The organism is Psychrobacter sp. (assembly GCF_036731945.1).
Lineage (GTDB): Bacteria > Pseudomonadota > Gammaproteobacteria > Pseudomonadales > Moraxellaceae > Psychrobacter.
Map to the genome: position 1 here is coordinate 1 of NZ_DAINDI010000022.1, position 19,996 is coordinate 19,996.

A 19,996-nucleotide genomic window follows, 5' to 3' on the forward strand; every position below is an offset into this window, starting at 1 on the left:
CATCTTGCTCGCGTTTGCCTTCAACTTTTAGAATGTGCCAGCCAAATTGCGTTTTGAATGGTGCAGAATAATCGCCGACTGGGGTATTCTTCATCGTTGCTTCAAACGGACCAATCATTTGCTCTTCACCAACCCAATCCAAATCGCCACCGCGTCCTGCTGAACCGGGATCATCTGAATAAGTTGAAGCTAGGCTCGCAAAGTCGGCACCTTTACGTAATTGCTCGTAGAGGTCATTGATTTTTTGCTCCGCCAAAGCATCGGTTTGTAGCTCATCGACTTTGACTAAAATGTGACGCGTATGCCACTGCGGCACTAGCATGGTATCACTGGATTTTTTATTAGCCAGTTTGATGATATCAATACCTTCTGGGGTCACTAACGGCGCACTGACGGCGCCAACTTCAAGCTTGGTGATTTCACTGGCAAGCTCGGTTGGTAGTGCAGCCGCTTTATGAAAGCCCATATCGCCGCCTTGCAGCTGAATAGGGTAGCTGCCTTGACTTGCGGCAATGGCTTCTGTGACATCGACATTTGGCGCTTGCAGTCGTGTGCGCAGACGCTGCGCGACTTTTAGTGCTTCTTCACGCTGGACGTCCGACAGACGGCTGTAATCGTCCATATAGGGGATACGTACGTGAATAGTTTGATATTCGCTTTGACTCAAACGCTTGGCTTCAGGAGAGGCTAAAAAGGCATCGATATCTTGTTCGCTAATGCGCACGCGGCTTGCGATTTGGCGCTGCTGCAAGGCTTGAATCGCGGCATCTTCAATCAATTGCGCGCGTAGGGTAGCATAACTGCCTGGTTTTGCAGCGTCCAAACGTTGTTGCAACTCGCCAAGGCTGCTGAGTCCTTCTGCTTGGGCGATTTGAGTCAGACGCTGATTGATGGCAGCTTCATCAGGGTTGAGACCAACTCGTTTGACCATTGAGAGTTGTAATTCACGCATGATGAGGGCGTTTAGTACTTCAGACTGCAGCTGGGCTGAATTGGCAATCGGTTCACCAGCCGCCTGCGCCCGTGCTTGGGTTTGCGCCATAGCAGCGATGAGATCACTTTTTAAGATAGCGTTTTCATTGACCAAGGCAATGATACCGTCCGTACTATTGGCAGGCGTCAAACGTGCGGCGCTATTTTCTCCAGCTGCGACATTTGCTTGTGCTTTTGCAGGCTTAACGGTGGCTGCTTGCGCACTTAGGCTCAGAGCAATAGCGCCCGTTATACCCATAGAAAGCAATACAACTCGGCTTGTCTGACGTAAAGAAAAAAATCTCATGATGCTCCTCATCAATGTCATTGCATCGGATGGTAATCGGTTAAGCCTTAGCCGTTGCTTTTTATTTAAGTAGCGTCTAAGGCTGTTTATAATAGGGTGTAAACACTGCTATATGCTGTTATAGCACAAATGTTACTTGATACATAAACCATCAATCATACGTGAGTCTAAGGATATAGACGACGTTTTATTCATCTTTCCAGGCGCTTTGAACCGGCTCAAAGCCCAACACTTTATCAGAAAGTAAGCGTGTTAAGCGGCTGCTACCGCTACCAAGACCGTTGAGTCTGATTTCTGCCATAATCGCTTGTGTGGGTTTGTCTTTGATGTTTAAGTCATTATAGTAACGACGACCATAAACTGCAAAACCAAAACAGCAATCCTCATAATCAACACCGATTAACGAGTCGAGCATCTTATCACGATTATAATCGTATTGACCTTGCGCCAATACGCGCCAGTTATTATTAATTGGGAAAACCGCTGATGCGGTAAACGCCGATAAAGGTAACTGATCGGTGTTTTCATCACGCATACGCTTCACAAAGCCGACGTTAAATAAACTGTTGTCAGATGGCTGATAACGCAGCTCAGTAGTAATATAGTTTAAATCATAGCTATGGGTAAGCGCGCCGCTTACATCGACCCAGACGTTATTATAAGGCTGGGTACTGGTATCCCACACCAATCCTGAGGAAGAATTCGTCAGCACGGGTTTTTGGTCTTCGAGGGTCACGCGCCCATCATCGATATAAAACTGCTCTGCGATACTACCATCAAAACGTGTCACACCCGTTGCGTCGATGTAACGATAATTAATACCGGGTGTAAAGGCATGCAAATCTTGCAAGCGGTCATGACCTAAAAACCAGCTGTCCGAAAACAGTTGCTCGTAGTTGATAGAGGCAATACGGGTATTAAAGTTAGGAATATCGTTTTGGTCTTTATAGGGCGAGTAGGTATATTTTAAGCGCGGACTGAGCAAGCGATAACCGCCTAAAGTATCGTCAAAGGCGCCGAAGGGTGAGCCCGCTTGAGAAAAGTGTAAACCAGCATCGACACTGACTTGAGGCACAAATACCGATTGGTTGCCGTCATCTTTGCTCAAATCATTGTCCGCCAAGCTGTCTTCATCGTAAGAGGTATACAGATGCTGTAAGCTGAGCTTAGGTTTGATATAGCCCCAAGATTTTTCCATCGGATAAACAGCGCTTAATTTATTATAAAAACGCGTGCCACTTTTTTCATTTTCAGAGCCATCATCGATGGATTTTTTAAAATAAGCTGAGTCACTTACCCCTGTGATATCAAAGCTTTTTGCCCACGGCAGACGATAGTCAAGTTTAAGCTGTGGCAAGCGCGAGTATGGCTTGTCTTTGTCTTGTAATGGCTGTCCGTTATTGTTAAACGCATCGAGCGTTTGGAAAGTCTCGACTTTTAATTCACCATTGACATAATCGTTATAATAATTCACCCGCGCACGGCGTGGTAGGTTTAACGTATTGTCTGACAAACCCAAGGTGTCGAAGTCGTTGAGATAATCGGCATCTGACACATAGCTATATTTTGCGTCGCCACTTAAGCGTGGAATACTGGTAGATGACCAGTAATGATCGTAAAAAAAGCTGCTGCGGTCTTCGCCGTCATATTTTTTATCATTGGGCAAATAAGAGCCGTTAAAAATTCCTTCGCCGTACTCCTCAGTTAGATAACGAAACTCACCGGAGAGCATGGGGTTACGGTTGGTATAAACACGAGTATTAAGGGTGGCATCGTAGTTCGGCGCTAAATTAAAATAATAAGGTACGTCAACTTCAAGTCCGCTTTCACTACCGACACTCGCGCTCGGTAATAAAAAGCCGCTGCTGCGTCTGTTGTCTATAGGGAAATTAAAATAGGGCAAATAAAATACCGGTACATCAGCAATTTTAAACGTTGTGTTGTAAGCTTCGCCGCGGCCTGTTTCGGTATCTAAATCGATGCTTTTGGCATCAAACTGCCATTTGCGGTTGGTCGGCGGGCAAGTACTAAACATCACTTCATCAAGCTCATACTGCGTCTCGTTAGGGCGGTTTAAGCGCTTGGCATAGCCGTGCGCTTGCAGCTCTACGCTAGCAAAAGCCACGTCCTTAGCTGTTGATTGTCCGGTTTCGGTATTGTAGTTTAAGCTGTCGGCGACACCGATAAGACCGCCAGTTGAGGCTTTATCACTGAGGCTAGATTTACCGTTTTGGACATTAATATTTTGTCCGTTGCCGTTTTGAAATGCGCTATTTTGCACACGGCTAGCTGGGGTCGTGCCAGTAGCGTTTTTGTTTTGTCCAGTCGCTTGGTCGGTAAACATCACTTTACCCTGTGCGGCAGCCACATTGTTGTTCAAATCGAGTACGATTTTTTCTGCTTCGATATGCTGCGTTCCTTGGTCAACGATGACATTACCAGAAAGCTCGGCGTAGTCGACATTGTCGTAATAGCCATAATCTGACTCTGCAAACAGCGGCGCTTGATTATTAGGAATGCCGTTTAAGTTGGGCACTGGCTGGCCGTTAGGTGCGCCCGTTTCATTGATCGCACGTTGGTAATTAGGATTTTTCTTAGGATAAACCCATTGACCTTCGCAGCGCTGGGCGCTATCGACGCTATTTGGTAGCAGTTTTAAGTCGTTGCCTACAGGTTCAATGGTTTGCGCGGCAAAAGAGTTTTGAATATCTTCGTTATTACTATTTGCTACGTCATCATTGCTATTATTGTGTAACGTAGCGGGATCTGTATCAGGCGTTAATTCATAAAATTCTGCTAAACGCATCAGGCTGTCTTGAATACTTTCGTCATTGACATCAATGCTGCGCTTATTGGATTTAGCGGTGCTGTTATTGACAGGCGCAGTGGTATTATTTGCTTTAGTAGCGTTATTGACGGCATTGTTATTAACATTATTGCTGTCACTGCTGTCACTGCTGTCACTGCTGTCACTGCTGTCACTAATTGCCGTAATGTCTACATTATTATCAAGAGCAGGCGCAGTTGTTAATTGACTGTTTAACGCTTTATTATTAGCATCAGCAGCGCCATTTTGGGTTTGATTGGCCCTTTCAGTAGAGAGGGTAGACAAGGCGGCGTCACTACTATTTTCAGTGATTAGTGGCTCAGTCGTCTGTGCATCAACATTATTATCGACAGGATTAAGAGCCGCACTGACCGTCAAGCTGGTTAAGCCCAAGGCGCCAAATAAAATCAAACGGATGCTTTGGTAAAGCGGAGAATATAACAAGGGCACACCTATGATTGTAGAGCCTATTGGATTGCGATCGTTAAATGACAGGCTGTATTTTAACGTTATTTCACGGCGAATAAACCTGTCATTAAGACGATAATCTCGAAAATCGGAACGTTTTACATATAATGACGACTAATCATAGTCAAAAAAAACCAAATCAGCTACACTATTTACCAAAATTTATAATATAGCGAATTATACAGACCTTTTTACGGCTACATAGCCAGTAGAGTTTGTCTGCTTAAAGCGGCTGCGTTGCTCAGTTGCACGCTCATTATTTTAACAACTATTTGCCCCACATATCACTTATTTATGGCTGATATTTAATTTGCGATACTTTTTATGACGGATAAAACCATGACAGTGCCTAGCGTACCCGCTACGCGCCAGCAGCAGTTAGAGCAATGGCTGCAAGACGTGTTTGCCAACCAAAAATTTATTCTTGATAGTCTGCCGGGCGATGCCAGCGCGCGCCAATATCACCGTATTCAACTACTTGACAATGATGCTGTCGAAACAGGGCGCTATATTGTCATGGATTCAGCCGATGAACAAGACGCGTTGCTGCAGTTTATTAATGTCGCAAAACTGATGGCGCCAGCAATCAATGTCCCGACGCTCGTCGCTCAAGACGTGGCAAAAGGCTTTTTGGTATTGCAAGATTTTGGTGCGGTAGAATTTGCTCATCTGCTGGTCGATGCGCCAGCCGCTCAGGTGAATGATTACTATCAATCAGCGCTGCGCACTTTGGTGGCCTTGCAAGCGGTGCCAGTGGCGACCGCAAAGACGGATCATCAATTACCAGATTATGATACCGCGCTATTAAACCGTGAGATGGATTTATTTAGCGAGTGGTTTATTCCTTATATTGGTATAGAGCTTGCGCAAACGCTTTGGGATAATCTTAAATCGGCTGTAATCGCTGAGATTTTGGCTCAGCCGCAGGTTATTGTGCATCGTGATTATCACAGTCGCAACCTTATGCAAGACCAAGCGGATCATACGCGCTTGGGCGTGATTGATTTTCAAGATGCGGTGATAGGCGCGTATAGCTATGATTTGGTGTCTTTAGTACGCGATGCTTATGTAGAATGGCCAGAGAGTCAGGTATCAAGCTGGATACAGGACTGCTGGCAATTGCAAAAACAGGCAGGGCTGGTAACGGCTGATAATGCAGCGCAGTTTGAAAATGATGTCAATGTCATGGGCGTACAACGGCATTTAAAAGTGCTGGGTATTTTTATCCGCCTGTTTGAGCGTGATGGCAAAAGCCGCTATTTGGCCGATATTCCAAAAGTCATGCGTGACCTGATTTTTGAGCTAGAATGGCTGGCAGAACACGGCAATTCCAATATGCAGCAGGCAGTCAGCCCGTTTAATGAATGGCTGCGAGAGTCTATCTTGCCTGCTTATCAACATAAATTTGTACAACAGTATATTTAAACAGCATGAGCAAAATAAAAGCGATGACAGTATTCATCGCTTTTACTTTGTTCAAAACAGTCGATAATGAATAATAGGCAATCATACAGCCAACAACAAGGAGCGTGTATGTCGGTAATAACGCAAGCGATGATTTTGGCGGCTGGCAAGGGTACGCGCCTGCGTCCGCTCACACTCGAGACGCCAAAGCCTTTGGTGGAAGTAGGCGGGCAGCCGCTTATTGTCTGGCATATCAAGGCGCTACAAGCCGCTGGCATTACTGATATCACTATCAATGCCTCGTGGCTTGCAGACAAGCTGATGCAGACGTTGGGTGATGGCGCAGAGTATGGCGTGACGCTGCATTGGTCAGATGAGGGCGATGAGCCGCTTGAGACTGCTGGTGGGATTTTTAACGCGCTGCAAAACCATAAGCTGCGCGATGAGCCTTTTATCTTGGTCAACTCTGATATTTGGACGACCTACGATTTTGCGCAGTTGCGAGATTACCAGTTAGGCGCTGACCAACGAGCTCACTTATTATTGATTGACAATCCTGAGCATAATAATGGCGGCGACTTTGCTATCAATAATGGACTGGCAAGCGAGCAGCCGATTGCCGATGCGGACAAATATACCTTTGCTGGCATCAGTATCATCTCACCAAGACTGGTTGATGGGCTGGTAACAGGACAACCGGCAGCGCTTGCGCCCTTGTTAAAACAAGCAATGCTAAAGTTCCAAATTACCGCTGAGGTGATTAAAGACAATTGGATAGACGTCGGTACGCCCGAGCGTCTAACGCAAATCAATGACTATATAGAAAATCACGGTGTCGATAATCATCGCGGCGCTTAAGCGGTTTTACGACAGTTAAAGTTAAAAAAAGCAGCGCTGAATATTTACTATTCAGCGCTGCTTTTTTATGGCGCTAGGTTTTGATAAAAGAGATTTTATACACCCATTGCCAATTTTATTAATTGGGCAATGGTAAAAACAACCAAAAAACCCGCCAAATATAAGCCTATAAACCAAGCCCATTGCGATTGTTTTTTACTGAGTTTTTTCATCACTGTCTCCAAACTGCCTTTCCAATCTAAGCCATTTTCTAATAATCAGTCATTACGCCTTTATGAGCGGATTAAGCTAAGCGCGGCTACTATCCTTACTAGATAGATAATAGCCGCAGCTTGTTTAATACATATGCTCGTGGTCGGTTTTACCTTTAAAAGTATAATACGCGAAAGCCGTGTAGCTTAAGATAATAGGTAACATAATACCAGCGCCGATGAGCATAAAGGAGAGCGAAGTATCAGCCGCTGCTGCCTCATAAATTGTCATTTGATACGGTACGATATACGGGAATATTGCCATACAAACGCCGATATAACCCATCAAAAATAACGCAACGGTCAATAAAAATGGACGATACTCGCGCTCAGTGGTTAAATCTTTACGCATAAAGAAGAATAAGAGCAAGACGATAATTGGCATCGGCGCTAGATACAACAGCCCTGGTAAACTAAACCAGCCTTCAAGCGCTTCGATATCTGAAAAATACATGAATATCGTCACCGCAATCATTGCGACGATTAAGGCGGTGAGCAGCCAACCTGAAACTTTGCGTGCCCAGACTTGCAGCGTATGTTCGGTTTTGATAATCAGCCAAGTAGAACCCAGTAGTGCATAACCAATCAATAGCGCAAAACCGCACATGATAGAAAAGGGCGAGAACCAATCAAAAGGGCCACCCGTATACAGACGATTGCTGGCCTCTAAACCTTGGACCAGCGCCCCAAGCATAATACCTTGGGCAAACGTCGCAACGACAGAGCCGATAAAAAAGAAACCGTCCCAAACGTAGCGATGGGCGGTGGCTTTGAAACGGAATTCAAACGCCACGCCGCGCATAATTAAGCCAAACAGCATAAAAATAACCGGCAGATAAAGACCGCTCATAATGATGCCGTAAGCGACAGGGAAAGCGGCGAATAAACCACCGCCGCCCAGTACCAACCAAGTCTCGTTACCATCCCAAAAAGGCGCGATAGAGTTCATCATGCGGCTACGGTTTTTATCAGAGCCTGCAAACGGAAATAAGATGCCGCAGCCCAAATCAAAACCATCCAGTAAGACGTAGATAAAGACTGATAGCGCAATCAAGCCACCCCAGATTAAGGGTAAATCTAATACATCACCATAGTTAAACATTAGCGTAACCCTCCATCATCGACGTCGTCAGCAGGTTCATTCAAACCTTCTTCAGGCCCTTTGGTTTTATCAGCAGCGCGCTTATCACCGCTTAGCGTGCGACCTTGGGCTTCGGTGACAGAGTGATCATAGAAATGATCATCCGACGGATCCTCGTACGGTTTGGGTCCTTGTGCAATGAGGCGCAAAATATAAAAGCTGCCCGCGCCAAACACAAAGGCATATAGCACAATAAAGCCAATCAAGGTTGTCGCCACTTGCTGCGCTGCGATAGGTGACATACTCTCAGCAGTACGAATAACCCCATATATCGTATAAGGTTGACGGCCTGTTTCGGTCACAAACCAGCCGGCAAGTAGCGCTATAAAGCCAAGCGGCGTCATCATCATCCACGCACGGTGGAAGAGCTTACTCTCAGGATCGAACTGCTGCTTTTTAAAGTACTTATAAAGGCTAAATAAACCGATGAGCACCATTAACATACCAATACCAACCATGATACGAAATGCCCAAAATACAATCATAACGGGCGGTTGATCTTCTGGTGCCCAATTTTTAAGACCTTTGACCTCACCATCTAGTGAATGGGTGAGAATCAAACCGGAGACATAAGGAATGCTAAGCTCATAGTTATTGGTTTGGTTTTTTTGGTCGGGTATCGCAAACAGACGCAATGCCGCACCGCTCTCATCTTCCCAAATCCCCTCCATCGCCGCGACTTTAGCTGGCTGATGCTCAAGAGTGTTTAAGCCATGCTCATCACCGATGAGGACCTGCGCTGGCGCCACAAATATCGCCATAATCATCGCCATGCCGAGCATGACTCGACCATGCTGCCGATGCTCAACGTGCTTTTTGGACTGTAAATAATAAGCGCCAATACCGCCAACCACAAAGGCGGTGGTTAAAAAGGCTGCCGTCATCATATGGGCATAGCGATAAGGGAACGAAGGATTAAAGATAATTTCAATCCAGTTGGTGGGGTATAACAGACCATCAGCGCCCAGCATAAAACCTTGCGGCGTTTGCATAAAGCTGTTGGCGGCCAAAATCCAAAATCCTGAAATCATGGTACCAATGGCAACGATAGCGGTGGAGGCAAAATGCATACGTTTGCTCACCCGTCCCCAACCAAAGAGCATAATTCCTAAAAAGGAGGCTTCTAAGAAAAACGCCGTTAAGACTTCAAACGCCAATAATGGCCCTAAGATATTACCAGCTCTGTCGGAGAACACGGCCCAGTTGGTACCAAATTGGTAGGACATGACGACGCCCGATACCACGCCCAGTCCAAATACCACAGCGAAAATCTTAACCCAATGTTTGTATACTTCAACATAAATGGGCTCGCCAGTTCTTAGCCAGCGAAATTCAAGGACGGTCAGCCAACTGGCAAGACCGATAGAAAAAGCGGGGAAGATAATATGCCAGGAAATAACGAAGGCAAACTGAATGCGTGCGAGCATCAACGCATCCATTTGATCAATCATAAATGTAGCGAACATAAACGGTTACCCTTATGTGTTAGCTGAATAGCGTTGGCTTCCATGATACGCGCAAGTCACTGTCCGTAACCGTCCATCAATCAGGGCGCTTATTATTACGGGCAATCGCTAAGTAGTAGTTAGCGGCAAATGTAATTAAGATAAAAATTTAACTAAAATAGCGTTCATTACCCTTATGTTTTATTCATTACCTTATGGTAAGACTCAAAAATTTTAGGGCTGACTATTTAGCCAAAGTAAATAATTTATATCCTTATAAACTATTAAATATTCATCAAACGATCGTTTTATTCATAGTAAACGTTTTAGTATTATGCGCTTCACCTTACGCACACGCAAGTTGCACAAGTGTGCTATCACACACCTATGCGTTCATAAACCACTTACAATATTAGCCAATAATCTTTGAAATAATAGTCATTGTTTAACTATTGTTATCAATAGATACCAAACAGTAATATAAAAAAACAAATTTTAATAATAAGAATTTAAAGCTTTTTATATAGGTGAAATTTAGTTTGCATCTTGCTGCTGTAATTGTTGATGTAAAATACGGCGTAAGGTCAAAATAGTTTGTGGGTTTTCTTGGATGCTATGACCGCCGTTGATAACCGTCTCTGACGCCGCACCATCGAGGTGAGCGCTGGTGTAGGGCACGATACCATCTGACAGCTGCTCGGTGAGTGCTTGCCCAATCTCGCCATCGACTGTCACGGCGGCGACCAGCGGTTGACCTGGTAACTCATCACTATCCGTTAACAGCGGGTTGTTATCATCGATGCCGATAGCGTCCTCTGCATTGTCATCCTCTGCTACTTCTTCGGATAAATCGAGCTTTGCCCCAGCAGGCTGCATTTCTGCCAAACCTCGGGTGATATCGGCATCATTATTGGCGATGATTGAATGATAGGTGATACGGTCGTTGATACGGATATCTTTGGTTAATTGAATAAAAGACGATTTGTCACTCAATTGACTGGCGCCATTTTGTAAATATAGCGCGCCGAGCGGGTTTTGGGCCAAATCGCCTTGGATAGCCAAGGCTGCTAAGTTATCGGTGACCGTTTTTACCAAACCAACGGGCAGATACACGATGCGGCGTAGCGCGCGCGTGAACCAGCGGTCGGCATAATCGGTACCGCGAAAAGGCGACGATAAAAATACCGCCGTATCTACTTGTGGCAAATTTTTAAGCTCAAAACGCTCTTTTAGCTGCTCTTTGCCCGCAGACTGCTTGATCGCCTCACGTATTTGACGTTTCTCATTCATCGACAGCGCATTTTGGTCGTCAAGTCGGTCCAAATCATCGAGCAAGTTTTCGTCAGACAACATCATACGCGCAATGATACCGCCCATACTATGACTGATAATGACGCTATTTTTGCTGGCGATATTTTGCCCCGTAGGGTCGGTTTTCTCATAAGCGGTATTGATGAGCTTTTGGATTTGATAACGATTTTCCAAAATAGGCAAGTTAGTTGGATAAAAAATCTGCCAAACTTGATAGTTATTGCGCAGTTTGTCGTCATTAAAAATATCGTTGGTTAAATTGACCCATGTCGCTGGGCTTGAGGCCAAACCGTGCAGCATAATGATGACGCGCTTATCAGCATCATAAGGTTCGAGCATAAAGAGCTTGGGTAAACTGGTTTCTTTTTTACGGGTAATCAGGTTTAGATAACCGACGCCATCGAGCTGGTTTTCTGCCAACCATAAGCCGTAACCTGCTGAAAAGTTTGCCGCCAGTGGATAATCGTCACCTAAGATATTGGCGCTCTCGCTGCGGTAAGGATTGTATAAATGAATATCAAGCTGTTTGCTGCTCAGGGTATCAAGCACGCTATTGCCCGTCGGCTTAATCAGCCCGGTCATTAGTAAATGTCCAGTCGGATAAATCCGCGTACTGGCATCATCACTGTCCAAGCTATCCTTTGAGCGCTCTTTCGAACTTTCGTTTATATCGCTGGCTGTTCGGCGAGGGCTTTCTTGATGCAGTCTGCCCGTCCTATCTGCTAACGACGAGATTAATAATTGACGAATGGTAGTGGTATAGCGGTCGTCTAATGAAGCCACCAAGCTGATACCCAGACCTGGGCGCTTACTAATAGAGTTTAGTCCAGAGAGTCGCAGCTCATAGGTCGAGACCAAATCGGTTAGGGCAGCGGTTTGTTGATTGGCATTTTTGAGGTAGTTATTTTCGTTGGGCAAATAGACATTGAGATTGTAGTCGTCTATGTGCATTTTCATGACTTTGATTTGGTCAGTTGGTTGCCCCTTGACGGCCGTAAGATTGGCAATCGCTGCTTGCTCGCTACCAATCCCCTTGCTTGCCGACGTCGGTAAGTATTCTACCTTGGTATTACCCATCATTTTACCGCCACCATCAGCCGTTTGATAGAGCTGGGTAATTACATCGTTACTGGCGGCGTTATAGATGTCTTGGGTTTGGATATCCATTTCACTTGGAATACGACTTTGCGCGTGTGAGCGTCTGGTTTCTTTATCCGCACCTTCAAAATCATGCTCTAAGCTGTCATAAAATAAGTATGTATAACTGGTTTTAATGGCATCAAACAAGCGTTCTTGATAGCCAATCAAGCAGCTATCGGTTCTTTTTTGCTGCGCCTTGGCATCAGTGTCGCTTAAAGGCGCGTTGGCATAATAAGGGTCAATTGGCGGGCGGGCGAGGGCATTGCGGCAGTCTTTAGATTCGCCAAGCTGGCGCGCTTTAGCGTAGTGTAATTCAGCAAAAACTGCCAAAGCTGGGCGGTAATGTTCATTGAGCATGCTGTCGGTAAGCTGCGTTAGGCAGAGGTTAAACTGCTGCATACACGCTTGCTCATTGAGCCCTGCTGATAATAAAACTGAAGCGGTATCGCTACTCAATTTGTTATCGGTGACGATATTGCCACGCTGGGCGGCGATGGTCTTTGCTGAGGGCTGTTTATTGACGGAGACGGTGCTACAGGCAGGCAATAGCGCCATTGCTGCGACCACTGCGAATAGAGCAAAAGGCGTCTTGTTTTTATGCTTATGCTTATGTTCTAGCGACGGCATATCGTTGGCAGGGTCAGCAAATATCATAGGTCATTCCAGTAATAAGTATCAGCAACGCATCATAAATAAGTGATAAATATCACCTTTATATAGCAGCATGAGTGTAACGTAAGTCGAGCTATTCGACTATTGTAGTTGTTATCTTATAGTCAGCTATCTTATATTCATATAGCATGAAATACTATCGAAAATATGGATAGGCAATGCTTAACAAAGCCCACTTAGATATTTCTAAATTAAGCACAAAAAAGCGCGCTCACATTATTAATCATAATTGTAGCGCGCTTTTTTACAGCTCTTTAGAAAACAGTGTGAGCTATCATTTTACCAAATAGCTAACACTTTACGTTTCCATCACAAAGAATTAAGTGCTTGGTTTGATATTAATATCTGGGGCAGGGATATCCCAAATATAAAATTTACCATCTTCGATGAGCTTGATTTGTTGACGAATAATAGCGTTGTCAGGGTTTTGTTGCGCCAAGCGGCGTAAACGCTCTAATGCCTTATCACGGCGATCACTTAACAAGTCAGATTGCGCAAGACTCTGCTCAGCTTCGGTATAACCAAGAGTAACGGCTTGATCAAGATATTTTTGACCTTCTTTAAAACCGCCCCCTTCTGAGAGCATCATGCCATAGATAAAGTTGGCCTCGCCGCTATTTGGTTTCAGTTTGATGGCGCGATCAATATATTGTCCGCCACGTACCGTGTATTCTGAGCCTAAATCTAAGTTGCGTCCCATGCCATTGAGTTTGGCGGCGCGAACTAAGACATCGTACGAGGCATTTGGCGCTTTGGCATACGGCTCAATCCATTCAGTCAAGACTTTGATTTTTTCGCGGGCGTTGTGGCGCTGGGTGCGGTTCGGGAAGTTTGGTGGATAATGGCGCGCATTTGGTGAGACTTCTTTGATAAAGTCATCGAGTAAGCTGACGTCCAGTTTATCGGTGCCAAGTCCTTGCTGCTGCGGTATGAGCACGGTAGGGACAAAGCTGATATCTGAAATACTCACTTGCGGGGCTGGGATGTTTGGCAGCTGACCACTGCGTAAATCAATCCCCGTCGCAGTGATAGGACCACGCTCATAAACGCGCGTCGTACCGGTCAACTCCGACGTATCTGGTGTTGGTACGGCTGGTGGTTGGGCGGCATTTTGCGCCGTGTTTAAAGGCACACGGTTTGGTTGGACAATAGCCTGCTGGACATTCTGGGCATTGCCTTGTTGCGTATTGCCTTGCTGCGTATTAAGGGCTTGATTATTAGCTGATTGCGCGACGTTAGTTAGTTGAGCGGTGTTCTGCTGAACGTTATTTTGAGCGTCAGTCTCAACTCCAACATTGGCTTGAGCATCAGCTTGCGCCGTGCTGATCGTTGCATTTGGCTTGGCTAGGCGAATGATACGTTTACTAGAATCGATAGCGCTAGGTACTGCTGTGCTGCTCGTAGCGGGCGCTGCGGCGGTATCCGCTTCTTCAGCTGCATTTGCCGGTGCTGATAGTAGCATGGCACAAGCGGCTGCTAGTGCTGTTAGAGTCGCAAACCTAGGCGCTTTACTAGAGTGGGGCGCTTTACTAGAGTAGGGCACTTTACTAGAGTGCGATGCTTTATTAGAAATAGGCGTTTGGCTGATGGCTTTCATAAAAATAATTACCTTGTTTAATCGTTGTCGTTTATCAGTTGTTGTAGTTACTGACTTGTTATCTATTCATCCATTGATTGATCGTTAGGTTTTGGCATTCCGTAAAATCGTACAAATTTTTCATACCCTAGCAAATTAATCTGACTGCTAACAGTAGTAGGATTGTTAAAAGCACAGAATAATACCGTCTGTAGCCACTAAAAAAAGGATGCAGATTAGTAGCGCTTTGCGTATTATAGATGATAAACGCTTATAAATGATAAGCCGTGGCTTTCATGCGATTGGCCATCCAGCGCATCGTGTGGCGTACTAGTGGCGACAATGCCGCGCCGCCATTTGCCAGCGCCAACTCGCGATGATGTAATTCTTCAATATCCATTTGCGCCAGTATTTCTCTTGAGCGTTGATCTTGCGGTGGCAATTGACCGATATGGTCTTGTAAATGCTCACTAACTTGCGCTTCGGTTTCGGCGACAAAGCCCAAACTGAACTCATTAGAAATCGCCCCTGCTACCGCGCCAAGACCAAATGACATGCCATACCATAAAGGCGTAAAAATACTAGGATGGCTACCAAGCTCATCTAATCGTACCTCGCACCACACCAAGTGATCGACCTCTTCTTCAGCAGATTGCTGCATGGCTTGCTTGACGTCATCGTTTTTAGCGGCAAACGCTTGCCCGTGATACAGCCCTTGGGCACAGACTTCGCCCGTATGATTGATACGCATCAAGCCTGCGACATGACGGGCTTCGTTGATACTCAGCTCAGGAATCTCATCACTGCTAACAGGCAGCGGGCGCGTGCTAGGATTTGAATGCGGTACGACCGCTCGCAATGCTTTATCTACGCCAAGTAATAGCTGGTCAATTTTTGATAAGGAACGCTGCGCCATGATTCACTCCTGATGGCTGTATGAATTATAAATAGAACTTATGATGAATAGGTTTAAGCTATTTAATAGGCCACTAAGCCTATCAAACAACTATAGCAAACAATAGACAATCTCGTCAGCGAAATTATTGGCTTGCCGATTCATATTGCGTTTGGCGCTAGTCGTATCGATTCTGCTCGTCATCATGGGTTTGGATAACGGCCTGTTTGACATGTTTATTAAGCTTGAGATATAAAAATATACCAAAGATAATATTTAATAAGCCGGTGACTAAAAACAGTTGCGGCAAATTTAGACCCAGCGCATTTAATACCACAATCGAAAAGATCGCCGAACACACCATAAAAATGGCGTTAAAGATATTATTGGCACCGACGATACGCGCGCGATGGCTTTTTGGCGCATAAGCCTGCATAGAGGCGTATAAAGGCACGATATATAAACCGCCGCTAAAGCCCAAAAAGAACAAGTCGGCAAACACGCGCCAGCTACCGCTCATACCCCATAAATCACTGATACCAAATAAGGTAGCCGAGCTGACATTGAGTTTGAGCCCTGACAAAGAAAAATATAAATCAATGGCAAAAATGCTAAGACCTGCAATGCCAAAAGGCAGTAAGCGCAAGCTGACTTGGTTTTTGGTCAAGGATTTGCACAGTAGCGAGCCAATCGACACCCCAACTGAAAATAGCGTCAATAAGAAAATCACCACGGATTCATCACCATGCAAAATGACTTTGCTGAATTCTGGTGTTTGGGTCAAAAACGTCGCGCCATAAAACCAAAACCAGCTATTACCAAGAATGATAAAGAATAAAAAAGGCAACGAGTATAAATAACGCACCGTCGCCATACTGGTGGTAAAGATATTCCAATTAATCTTCAAATCAGGCTGCATCGCTGGCATGGTGGGAATAAAACGGGCGGCAAAATAGCCTATCGCCGCAACAAAAAGCACCGTCACACTTATCCAAAATAGCGGCTGGGTAATTTGGGTCAATACCCCAGCGATAATCATACCAAGCAAAATGGCAAGCGAGGTGCCCATTTGAAACAAACCATTGGCACCGACCAGCTCATTTTCCCTCATCGCTTGCGGCAAGTACGCATACTTAATCGGCCCAAAAAACGTCGATTGCGTCCCCATCAAAAACAGTGCCACAAATAACAGCGCGTACCACTCAAAGACAAAGCCGACAGCAGCAATAATCATGATGCATATTTCAAGCAATTTGATTAAGCGCGTCAGTTTTGATTTTTCAAACTTATCGGCAATTTGCCCTGCCAATGCCGAAAATAAAAAGTACGGCAAAATAAACAACATCGCCGCCAAGTTATTTAAGATACTGACTTCCATGCCCAATTGGCTGGCCGCAGTATAGGTTAGCACCAGTATCAGCGCTTGCTTAAAAATATTGTCATTAAAAGCACCCAAAAATTGGGTAAAAAACATGGCATTAAACCGGCGATGTTTAAAGAGTTGAAACTGATTGGCCATGAAGATTCCTACAGATGGGTCGCGGCTAATAAAGAAGAAGATAAGCTTTTATGTAGTTATTGGCAGATAAACAATTATCAATACTATCAAAAACTTATCGAAATATAGCATAGGTTTTATCGATGTTACGCCGTATAATAGCAAGGCTTCGGTAAAAATACATGCGCACGGTGCTATGATTTGAGAATTAACTAAGTTATGATTTGTAAATTTTAGCCGTCCAAACCTTTAATGTCAGCGAACTGCTCTACGTTTATTCACCGGTAAGACGAGGCGATTGCCATCGATCGTCACTTGTGCCGCGTGAGGTGATAGGAAATAAATATGAAACACCAGCCTTCAACTCTAGCGCGACACTCATCGGAGATACCGCCTGCTGCTGCGTCAAATTCGCCGCTGTGTTCGGCTAAATTTGCTCATCCTACTCATATAAATCCTATGGATCACCCTCGTGTTTATTTTACGCGTACGGCGCTATTTCGGGCATTGACCACCAGTTTGGTTGGTTTTGGGGTCAGTGTTGCTATCGCGCCTAGTGCTCTTGCCGCCACTGATTCAAATAATAATACGGTTAATAATGCAAGCAGCAGCCAACTGATCAAAAATAGTGGCAATGATGCGACCACTGCACAGCCGCAACGACAATCGCAGCCACCAACGCCAAAACCACCTTCTAACTCTTCGGCTCAGTCCTCGTCTAAACGACCACTTTCTAAAGATGCTTATGAAGACAGCCAGCTTGATATTGCTTTGGACGCCTTACGTCTAAAAAAAGCCGTGGAAGAAGGTATTATCGATCAATCAGTATTGGATGATTATAGCGAGCAGAACTTAGGTATTAAAAATCCTAACAAAAACGCCACCACGCAAGCAAATAACACGGATAAGTCCCAGTTATCAAATAATGATATCGATAGTGTTAATGACTTTGCTAGTGCTATCGGTAATGGCATAGATAGTCTAGGCAACAACCAAGCATTTGACCGCAATGAAAACTTAGAGCAGCAAGTTAATAGCGTGCAGCAACAAGGCTATCAGATGATGACGCCTGACGAGATTGATCGTGAGTTGGCGGCGATGGATAAGCAAAACGCTCAAGATATCGGCAATATCACTCAAAGTAATGCCGTTAATAATATCGATGGTATGCGTTATGACGACAATGACTTTCAAGCTTTAGATGGCGCATTTGATGCGCCTGTTGCAAGGTTAGACGATAACACGCCGCCAATTGGGCTCGATGTGAGTTTAGATGCTACCAATTTACCTGCACCGAGCAACCTTGAAACCTTGGGTAGAAATGAGGCCGCTGCTAAGCAGGCGGAGACAGATGACGTGATGTCGCGTCCTATTGACGTCAGCGATTCGGTTGCTAGTGGCACTGGCGATAGCGCGACTAGTGTGGACATGGATAGTGGGATAGAAAATGCCCAGTCGGACAGCATCAATCCTGATGACTATTTGCCTAACTATGAAAACGATGTCAATGCGGTAAAAGAAAGTATCGAACAAGCGGCGAAACCCAAACCGATAGCACGTAATAAAAAAGGCAATATTGTTAAGCGTCTTTATAATCGCTTTTTTAACGGTGGCGTCGTCACCCTACCGCATGTTGAGACGACCATTTATTTGCAACAAGCCGCAGCAGATAATTTAAAAGATAATAGCAAAAACAACACTCAAAACAGTACAAGAAATGCTAAACCAAAATTAACCAAAGCCGATGATGATATTCAGCCCTTTAAGAATATCAAAGCCGCTATTGATGATACCACCGTGCAGTCAGTGGTTGATTTCACTGCTGCGCTGCCGCGTCTACGACAAAGCGCCTTAGATGCTGCCAAAGCCGTCGGCTACTATGATGTGACCCTACGTTTGCGTCAGCCAAACACCGATACCATTGATGTCATTATTGAAAAGTTAGGTGAGCCGGTACGCGTTGATAGCCGCATTGTTGATATTCGCGGCGAGGGCAGCGAGCAAGAAGAGTTTGCCAAGCTGGAAAAAGACCTACCGCCACAAGAGGGCGATATCTTTAATCACCGCGTTTATAAAGACAGCAAAGCGGCGCTTGAGTCCCTCAGTGATACCTACGGTTATTTTGATCAATATTGGCTCAATAAATCGGTCGATATTATCTTGCCCGACAATACCGCCGATGTGTCGCTGGTTTATAATACTGGCGATCGTTACAAGTTTGATGAAGTGGTGTTTTTTACTTATGATCAAGAGTCGGGTACGCTGACCCGCGATCCTGAAAAGCTACCGGTTGAATTGTCGTTATTAAAGCAGCTGGTTGACTTTGAAGAAGGCGAGCCGTTTTATCGTCCGGCCGTGACCAAGTTTAGTAACGATTTATCGGCGACCCGTTATTTTAATACTGTTAACGTCGAGACGATTTTGCCGCCAGACGAGCGCACAGAAAGCAGTACTTTAGCCTTTGATAATACCCCTAATAGCAGTAGTACTGAGACTACCGATGATGACTTCGATAGCAATAATATCGAGCAAGATGAGGCAGTCAAAGCCGAAAATGACGCTGAGCGTTACGCTATCAGCGGTGAGACGGTCAATCCAGCCGATATCGCTGCCATCGAGTTTGAAGCCGATGAAGAAACCTTGGGTAAACTGCAAGCCATTAGACAAAAAGCTGAACGTTTAAGCCGTCTGCCGGATGATCGCGTCTTGGATGAAAAAGACCAAAAAGCCACTAGTATTTTGGGTAAAATCAGCGACTCTATCAGTAATGTCGCACAAAAAATCTTCCCTGATGAAGAAAATATCCTTGCCGATGAAAACTTCGTCCCGCCAACGCTTGCTGGACGTAAAACCCCGCAGGATGTGTTAGAAAACAAAAAAGTGCCACTGTACGTCTTTGTCTCGGCAAATAAACCACGTGATGCCCAAGTTGGTCTCGGTTATGGTACCGATACTGGGGTGCGCGCCACTGCCAAGATAGATTATAATCTGATCAATCGTAAAGGCTATCAAGCAGGGGCAGAAACCGAAGTTTCTCGCATTACCAAAAATGTCGCCGTGTATGGCAGTCGACCATGGAAGCATCCGCTAAACGATAAGTTGGATGCCCGTTTGACCTATGAAGAAGAGGTCATCGACCAAGGCGAAGGTAATTTTGACTTATCTACCCGAACCTTAAAAGCAGCATTGGCGCGTAATATCCGCCGTGAAAACGGCTGGGATCGTAGCTAT

At 45.1% G+C, this 19,996-nt stretch carries 12 protein-coding genes; 3 read left to right on the top strand and 9 right to left on the bottom strand.

Annotation, left to right across the window (positions count from 1 at the left end):
* Nucleotides 1–1,279: peptidylprolyl isomerase (locus tag V7D75_RS06240; protein ID WP_333613855.1), on the bottom strand; the 1,279-nt coding region annotated here is incomplete at its 3' end.
* Between the two features lie 187 nt (nt 1,280–1,466).
* Complete coding sequence (locus V7D75_RS06245; protein ID WP_333613856.1) at nt 1,467–4,550, bottom strand: LPS-assembly protein LptD; 3,084 nt, start codon at nt 4,548–4,550, stop codon at nt 1,467–1,469.
* 363 nt (nt 4,551–4,913) lie between these two features.
* On the opposite strand from V7D75_RS06245, the gene V7D75_RS06250 reads away from it, so the two are divergent.
* Together V7D75_RS06250 and murU are read left to right on the top strand one after the other, a co-directional pair.
* Complete coding sequence (locus V7D75_RS06250) at nt 4,914–5,999, top strand: aminoglycoside phosphotransferase family protein (RefSeq protein ID WP_333613857.1); 1,086 nt, start codon at nt 4,914–4,916, stop codon at nt 5,997–5,999.
* A 108-nt stretch (nt 6,000–6,107) separates the two neighbouring features.
* A complete protein-coding gene (murU, locus tag V7D75_RS06255; RefSeq protein ID WP_333613858.1) occupies nt 6,108–6,836 on the top strand; it encodes an N-acetylmuramate alpha-1-phosphate uridylyltransferase MurU in 729 nt (242 codons plus the stop codon).
* Between the two features lie 95 nt (nt 6,837–6,931).
* On the opposite strand, the gene V7D75_RS06260 is transcribed toward murU, so the two are convergent.
* The 7 genes from V7D75_RS06260 to V7D75_RS06290 form a co-directional block, all read right to left on the bottom strand.
* Nucleotides 6,932–7,048 carry a DUF2474 domain-containing protein gene (locus tag V7D75_RS06260; protein WP_102077207.1) on the bottom strand — a complete coding sequence of 39 codons (117 nt, stop codon included), beginning with the start codon at nt 7,046–7,048 and terminating at the stop codon, nt 6,932–6,934.
* Between the two features lie 124 nt (nt 7,049–7,172).
* Entirely contained in the window at nt 7,173–8,189 is a 1,017-nt protein-coding gene (gene cydB, locus V7D75_RS06265; protein WP_068404544.1) for a cytochrome d ubiquinol oxidase subunit II, read from the bottom strand.
* Nucleotides 8,189–9,694: a cytochrome ubiquinol oxidase subunit I gene (locus tag V7D75_RS06270; protein ID WP_333613859.1), complete on the bottom strand. Its 1,506-nt coding sequence runs from the start codon at nt 9,692–9,694 to the stop codon at nt 8,189–8,191. Before V7D75_RS06270 ends, cydB begins: the two co-directional genes overlap by 1 nt.
* A gap of 513 nt (nt 9,695–10,207) precedes the next feature.
* Nucleotides 10,208–12,778 carry an esterase/lipase family protein gene (locus V7D75_RS06275; RefSeq protein WP_333613860.1) on the bottom strand — a complete coding sequence of 857 codons (2,571 nt, stop codon included), beginning with the start codon at nt 12,776–12,778 and terminating at the stop codon, nt 10,208–10,210.
* Nucleotides 12,779–13,115: 337 nt separating this feature from the next.
* Complete coding sequence (locus tag V7D75_RS06280; RefSeq protein WP_333613861.1) at nt 13,116–14,393, bottom strand: tetratricopeptide repeat protein; 1,278 nt, start codon at nt 14,391–14,393, stop codon at nt 13,116–13,118.
* Nucleotides 14,394–14,643: 250 nt separating this feature from the next.
* Nucleotides 14,644–15,288: a 2-polyprenyl-3-methyl-6-methoxy-1,4-benzoquinone monooxygenase gene (gene coq7, locus V7D75_RS06285; RefSeq protein ID WP_201591678.1), complete on the bottom strand. Its 645-nt coding sequence runs from the start codon at nt 15,286–15,288 to the stop codon at nt 14,644–14,646.
* A gap of 157 nt (nt 15,289–15,445) precedes the next feature.
* Nucleotides 15,446–16,786, bottom strand: coding sequence for an MFS transporter (locus V7D75_RS06290; RefSeq protein ID WP_333613862.1), 1,341 nt, complete (start codon nt 16,784–16,786; stop codon nt 15,446–15,448).
* Nucleotides 16,787–17,110: 324 nt separating this feature from the next.
* Here V7D75_RS06290 and V7D75_RS06295 point away from each other — a divergent pair.
* The coding region (locus V7D75_RS06295; protein ID WP_333613863.1) for an outer membrane protein assembly factor at nt 17,111–19,996 on the top strand (2,886 nt) is incomplete at its 3' end.

Excerpts from the sequence above, each read along its gene's own strand:
- V7D75_RS06290 (WP_333613862.1), bottom strand. The coding sequence starts at position 16,786 with ATGGCCAATCAGTTTCAACTCTTTAAACATCGCCGGTTTAATGCCATG.
- V7D75_RS06270 (WP_333613859.1), bottom strand. The coding sequence starts at position 9,694 with ATGTTCGCTACATTTATGATTGATCAAATGGATGCGTTGATGCTCGCA.
- murU (WP_333613858.1), top strand. The coding sequence starts at position 6,108 with ATGTCGGTAATAACGCAAGCGATGATTTTGGCGGCTGGCAAGGGTACG.
- V7D75_RS06280 (WP_333613861.1), bottom strand. The coding sequence starts at position 14,393 with ATGAAAGCCATCAGCCAAACGCCTATTTCTAATAAAGCATCGCACTCT.
- V7D75_RS06260 (WP_102077207.1), bottom strand. The coding sequence starts at position 7,048 with ATGAAAAAACTCAGTAAAAAACAATCGCAATGGGCTTGGTTTATAGGC.
- V7D75_RS06250 (WP_333613857.1), top strand. The coding sequence starts at position 4,914 with ATGACAGTGCCTAGCGTACCCGCTACGCGCCAGCAGCAGTTAGAGCAA.
- coq7 (WP_201591678.1), bottom strand. The coding sequence starts at position 15,288 with ATGGCGCAGCGTTCCTTATCAAAAATTGACCAGCTATTACTTGGCGTA.
- V7D75_RS06275 (WP_333613860.1), bottom strand. The coding sequence starts at position 12,778 with ATGATATTTGCTGACCCTGCCAACGATATGCCGTCGCTAGAACATAAG.
- cydB (WP_068404544.1), bottom strand. The coding sequence starts at position 8,189 with ATGTTTAACTATGGTGATGTATTAGATTTACCCTTAATCTGGGGTGGC.